Consider the following 6,316-nt stretch of genomic DNA (forward strand, 5'->3'; position numbering starts at 1 on the left):
CTGGGGATGAAATTCCAAGACCCTCCACGCCGCATCCGGTACCCAGAATCTCCTCCCCAATCCCAAGCACTCCCATCTGACGGCGCACCATTGTAATTATCATGCCAAACATCCTGACACCATTCCCAGACATTCCCATGCATATCGTATAGTCCAAATGCATTGGGCGGAAAACTCCCCACCGGCGTGGTTTTTTTTCGATATTCCCCTTGTTCTTCCTTGGCGTAGGGATAATTTCCATTATAATTCGCCAATTCTGGGGTCATGGTTGCCCCGAAATGGAATGGCGTGGTGGTTCCGGCGCGACAGGCATATTCCCATTCTGCTTCCCTGGGTAAGCGATACACTCGTCCCGTTTTTTGGGACACTCGCTCACAAAATTCCACCGCATCGTGCCAGGATACGTTTTCTACTGGTAAATTTTCTCCGATGAAATAGGAGGGATTATTTCCCATCACTGCTTGCCATTGTGCCTGTATTACCGGATATTTGCCTATAAAAAATTCCGGCACTTTCACCCGATGTTGTGGACTTTCATTCTTATCTCTCCCTGACTCCGTTTCCGGAGAACCCATGCGAAATGTACCCGCCGGAATGCGTACCATTTCCAACCCAATTCCTTGTCCCAAATCTTCGGTAAAATATTCCGCCTCCCTTTGCTGACGGTCGATCGCTTTTCCATACCGATTGACAGTAATTACCTCAAAGCTAAATTTTAGCGGCGGATTCAGGGCGTCTAATACTTCCAACGCTGACTGATATCGCTGGTTTGGATAATCGGATAATAACTTATCCAATACCTGAGCCAAATTCTGGCTAATTTCTACCCCAGAAGGCAACTGTTCTCGCCATTTCCAACATCCTTCTATGCTGTCGTAAAGCTTATCGGTACTATCCAATTCTAAGAAACATCCCGTCATTAACCGCACGCAAGTCACTGCTAAACTATATAAATCGCTAGCCGGATAGGCGACGCCGCGCATCAGTTGTTCCATTGGGGCGTAACCTGGCGTTCCCACTTTGGTTTTCACGCAGGTGTTCTGAGGAGTTTGCATCGTGATAGTGCTTTGTTTGGCAACGCCAAAATCAATTAAGACTAATTTGTTATCCCTGCGGCGGCGAATGATGTTCTCGGGTTTGATATCGCGATGAATGACTTTTTGCTGGTGGATGAAATGGAGAGTTGGCAATAAGTCTTGTAGTAGTGCGCGAATTTTGCTTTCGTCAAAGGTGCCCTCAGCTTGGAATTGTTCCAGCAAAGTTTGTCCCGGGATATATTGCTGTACTAAATACAGATAATTGCTTTGTTGGAAATAGGCATAGAGGGTGGGAATTTGCGGATGTTCTTCTAAGTGCAAGAGGCGGTCTGCTTCTCGTTCAAATAACTCCAGAGCCTTTTCCAACAGTTGCGGGTTGCTGCTCATTCCGTCAGTGGGTGCAAACTGTTTGACCACGCAAACTGCATCCCGTCGGTCTGTATCTTTGGCTAAATAGGTTTTGCCAAATCCACCGCTTCCTAGGGGGCGATCGATGCGATAGCGATCGCGCAATACCGGCGTCAGTTGCGTGCCGCAGCGATTGCAATATTGATTCCCCTCTGGGTTCTCCGGTTTCGGGCAGGCGGGATTCAGGCAGTAAACGGTCATGGCATATATAGGGGCGCACCTTTTCCATTATCCATATAATAGGTCAAGGGGGGAACGGTTGTCAAGGGGGTTTTGGGGAAATTTTGATAAAGTTTTGTTGCGATTTGGGCGGGGAAGATTAGAAGTAAAATGGGAGAGCGATCGCCCGCCTTAATTGGGTAAAAAATAGTTGGTGTTGGCAGACGAAAGCTTGTGAAAGCGCGATTTCAATTCTCCGCCTTAATTGGTTAAAAGAAATGGGGGAATTATTAGGGGAAATTCTCTGGTAGGCGATAGCTTGTCCGGGGCGTTCCCAGGCTGAGCCTGGGAACGAGAGAGGAGAGAACGAGAAAACGAGAGAATGTTTTCTCAAGTTTCAATTATTGCTTTGGTTTTCAGCAGGTGCTAGGAAAGAATTTTATGAATTAGGCAACCCGATCGCCATCACCGTCTTCCAATGCCAATTGAGCGATTAACCCCACTCGTTGTAAAGCCAACTTCAGAGCTTGATTAATCGGAAAACGTTCGATTCCCAGGGAAGGGTCGAGGTTAGCGATTTGGGTAGAGATGTGCGAGAAATTGGCAGCATCTAGACCGGCAGCGATCGCAGATTTTGCCCGATCCACCTCCTCGGGTATCGTTGCTTTGTGGCGCACGCAAGCTGCCAGTTGCGGGGTTCCCTGCTTATCGTTTACCGTAGCGAAAGCAAACAACCGACACAGACTGGGTCGCCAGGGATACACCGAACAGCGACCATTCCCGGGGATAAACGGGTCCGGAGAGTAAAACACGCAAGGGCCGCACTCATTCACCTGCGCCACCCGGTCCAACCAAGCGGATGCTTCGCCGCGACGCCACAACTCCAGCGCCAGAGGCAACATTTCGAGTACCGTAGTTTCCACCTCGGGATTTTCGCAGCACTTTCCGCATCCCGAGGGACAGTGCAATCCCGTAGCGCGTTGCAGTGAAGCGGTTTGTTCGTCGATGCGATCGTATAAGTCTGTAACTTGTTTTAAGACATCACGGTTCATAGAATTCGGCAAATCCTGCCCCATCGGGCAAAGTAAAAAGAGTATGCTCCTATAATATATAGCGCAAATTGGGGGAAAGTGGCAGGGGAGGGATGAATGGGGAGAACACTGGCATTTCATCCTCGGGAAAAGGCGAGGAAGCCCTGCAAAGTTGGAGGCGTAGCCGCGATAAAATAAAAATAGTGTTGAGAAAAAATAGCGACCCGAATGCTACCAAAAGAAGACCTATTGCAAAGCGTTGAAAATAGAGAGACAATGGCGCGGGCCATTGATTGCGCGGAACAAGCGATTAAAACCTGGGAAATTGTGGCGATGGACTTTCTTTCGCCGCCGGAACTGATGGAAATCGAATCGGCATTCGAGCGCCTGACCGAGATAAATATGGTAGCATGGGGAGGTTATCCCCAAGCGGAACGCAAGCGAGTGGCGATCGCCCGGGCAGATTTGCCCTTAGATAAAGCCAGCGTGCCCATCGCCGCGTTGGACATTGCCGGTAACTTCCTGTTCGATCCGGCAAGCCATCGGGACTTTCTCGGTGCTATGCTCGGAACCGGAATCGTGCGGGAAAAAACCGGGGACATCATCGTATTGGGGGAACGTGGGGCGCAGGCGATCGTGGTGCCCGAGATGGTAGAATTTTTAGAAATGAACCTCACCCAGGTGCGATCGGTGCCGGTGAAAACCCAAGCGATCGCCCTGAGCGAACTAAAGATTCGCGAACCGAAGAAAAAAGAACTCACCACCGTAGAAGCATCCATGAGATTGGATGCGATCGCCTCCGCCGGATTTGGCATGTCGCGCAGCAAAATGGCGGATTTAATCAATTCTGGGGACGTGCGAGTGAACTGGAAAGAAATCACCCAACCCAGTTACCAAGTCAAACCCGAAGATTTAATTGCCATTCGCGGGAAAGGACGCTTAGAAGTCGGCGAAGTGCAGACCACGAAAAAGCAGCGCTACCGGGTGCAACTGACCCGCTACAAATAAAGCGGTTCCATAGCTTAATCTCTATTACCACATTTTTGAGGAAATGTCAACTCCTGACGGCTGAAGCAGAAACCCGGCACAGAGCGGGGTGTGGCCATCGAGGGGATAAACCCCGGCATTGGCTTAGAAACATGGCATACTTTAAACCATGCATCTACACTCAAGGCAATAGACCCCTCCTCGGGGATGATTTTCCACCCCGAGGGGAGCAATTGCACGGGAAGCAACGCCCAATCGGGCAAACGTACAGCCATCATAGCCGCCAAGCAATTCTCAGTCGCGCAAGCTGAGGCAAAAAACCCTGCCCTGGGGAAACTTCAACCCGGTTGATACCCAAAAGGGAGGGGAGAGACCCCGAGAGGAATTCGATACCTGCAACCCACTCAACCCAAACCGGAAACCCACCGTTGCTAAATTTACCTCGGAACCTTAGCCATTTAACCCCATCGAAACTATCCGTGTTTTTTAAGTTTTTCCGCCAGATAAAGAAGCGATCGCCGGATCTAACCGGGGTAGCGGTGGTGGCGATCGCCACCCTTTGCACCGCTGGATTAGCCGTGGGCGTGCGAGAATTTGGGGGGTTTCAGCGGTGGGAACTGATGCTGTTCGATCGGATGATGCAGTGGCGAGCCTCAGAACCCCCGGATCCGCGCATTCTGATTGTCGCCATTACCGAACAAGACATCCAAAAAGAAGGAGAGTGGCCCGTAAGCGATCGCACCCTCGCCAGAGCGATCGACAAACTGCAACAATACGATCCCGCCGTGATTGGCTTAGACATTTATCGAGACTTAGCCCAACCTCCGGGACATCAAGCAATGGTCGAACAACTCGCCGCCGAGAACCTGATCGCCATTCGCAATGATTTCCCCGGAGTCAACCCGCCCCCCAGCGTTCCCGAGGAACGGATTAGCTTCAATGACTTAATTACCGATCCCGACGGACCGATTCGCCGCAGTTTAATAACCTTCGTGGAGAACGGACAAACCAACTTTTCCTTGGCCCTGAAACTGGCGATGACGTACTTAGAAGAACGAGGGTTAGTCCCGCAACCCAACCCCAACCGCCGGGGTGAGATTCTCTGGGGAAAAGCAGTATTGAACCAATTGAGTTCCACCTCCGGGGCCTATACCCACATTGATGACCAAGGCTATCAACTTCTCATCAATTACCGTTCGCCAGAGAACGTGGCGCGCCAAGTCACGCTGTCTGAGGTGGAATCGGGCTACATCAACCCCGAGTGGGTGAAAGATAAAATCGTGCTGATCGGCACCATTGCACCCAGCATCGGCGACTTGCACTACACCCCCTACAGCCCCGCCCAGGACGATCCGTTTATGGCGGGGGTGGTGATTCACGCCCAGATGACCAGCCAAATCTTGAGTGCGGTACTAGATGGACGGGGGTTATTTTGGTTTTGGCCCAATTGGGCAGAATGGGTGTGGATTATCGGTTGGGCGGCGGCGGGGGGGACGATGGCGTGGGTCTTTCGTCATCCAATCGTCTTGAGTGCCATCAGTGGGATAGGAGAAGGGGCGTTATTGCTGATAAGCTGGGGGATTTTTACCCAAGCCGGTTGGGTGCCGGTGGTGACCCCTGGGGTGGCATTTGCGATCGCCGCAGGCGGTGTGGTGGCATATCGCGCCTATCAAGCGGGACGACAGCAGCAGATGGTGATGAAGCTGCTCGGTCAAAGTACCTCCCGCGAAATTGCCGATGCCCTCTGGGAAAACCGCGATCGCTTGCTCAAGGATGGCAAGCTTCCGGGTCAAAAGTCGATGGCGACCATGTTATTTACGGATTTGAAGAACTTTAGCACCATTTCCGAACAGATGCCCCCGGAGGCCCTGATGGAGTGGTTAAACGAATATTTGGACATGCTGACCCAGGTGGTGGAAGAACATCACGGGATTATTAATAAGTTTACCGGCGATGGCATCATGGCGGCGTTTGGGGTGCCCATCCCGCGCCAAACAGACCTGGAGATTGCTGAAGATGCCCGCAATGCGGTGAATTGCGGTTTGGCAATGGGCGATCGCCTCGGAGAACTGAACCTTTACTGGCAGCAACGCGGTTTGCCGGTGATTCAAATGCGGGTGGGCATTTTCACCGGGCCAGTGGTGGCGGGCAGTTTGGGGGGCAAAGACCGGCAAGAATACGGTATTATTGGCGATAGCGTGAATATTGCTTCCCGGCTGGAAAGTTGTGAGAAAGACCGTCAGTCGAGCATTTGTCGGGTGTTGATTGCGGAAGAAACCCTGGTGAGACTCCCCGATGAGTTTGTGGTGGAACCCTGGGGGCCTTTGGCGCTCAAAGGCAGGCAGGAAACTGTGGATGTTTACCGGGTGATTTGTCGCCAAGAAACTGCTCCCGCCGCAGACCCCTCCGGGGGCGATGGAGCCTAATCGTAATATGAAGTTTACATAAACTTTACTTTCTGCGATCGCAGAATTGTCATGCCTTCTGGAAATGGAGGTTAGAATAACAATAGAGTTATTATTTTCGACTCTGAGGATTGTGGAGCCGCGTGGCGCGGTGGGAGGGCACCCTTGGCCTCCCTTCTCGCCGTTGGCCACGGTGCGAATCAATCCCGTTTAATATTTAGCTTCTCGGCGGGAAGCCCCGCGCTCTACCCGTGCTTGGTGAGCGTCGGGATGAGAGCCAGGGGAAATG

4 protein-coding genes are annotated in these 6,316 nt (G+C 51.7%); 2 read left to right on the top strand and 2 right to left on the bottom strand.

The features are described 5' to 3' along the window. Both AC0QH1_RS05840 and AC0QH1_RS05845 read right to left on the bottom strand, forming a co-directional pair. The coding region (locus AC0QH1_RS05840) for a bifunctional serine/threonine-protein kinase/formylglycine-generating enzyme family protein (protein ID WP_324629990.1) at positions 1–1,646 on the bottom strand (1,646 nt) is incomplete at its 3' end. A gap of 404 nt (positions 1,647–2,050) precedes the next feature. Then, the gene (locus AC0QH1_RS05845) at positions 2,051–2,656 is read right to left on the bottom strand and encodes a YkgJ family cysteine cluster protein (RefSeq protein WP_324629991.1); all 606 of its coding nucleotides are present in this window, start codon (positions 2,654–2,656) and stop codon (positions 2,051–2,053) included. 207 nt (positions 2,657–2,863) lie between these two features. Here AC0QH1_RS05845 and AC0QH1_RS05850 point away from each other — a divergent pair, with 207 nt between their 5' ends. Beyond that, positions 2,864–3,643, top strand: a complete 780-nt coding sequence (locus tag AC0QH1_RS05850) for a photosystem II S4 domain protein (protein WP_324629992.1) — start codon at positions 2,864–2,866, stop codon at positions 3,641–3,643. A 458-nt stretch (positions 3,644–4,101) separates the two neighbouring features. Continuing rightward, positions 4,102–6,048 (top strand): CHASE2 domain-containing protein, encoded by a 1,947-nt coding sequence (locus AC0QH1_RS05855; protein ID WP_324629993.1) that lies wholly within the window; start codon positions 4,102–4,104, stop codon positions 6,046–6,048. Positions 6,049–6,316: the final 268 nt, after the last annotated feature.

The organism is Phormidium sp. CCY1219 (genome assembly GCF_055795085.1).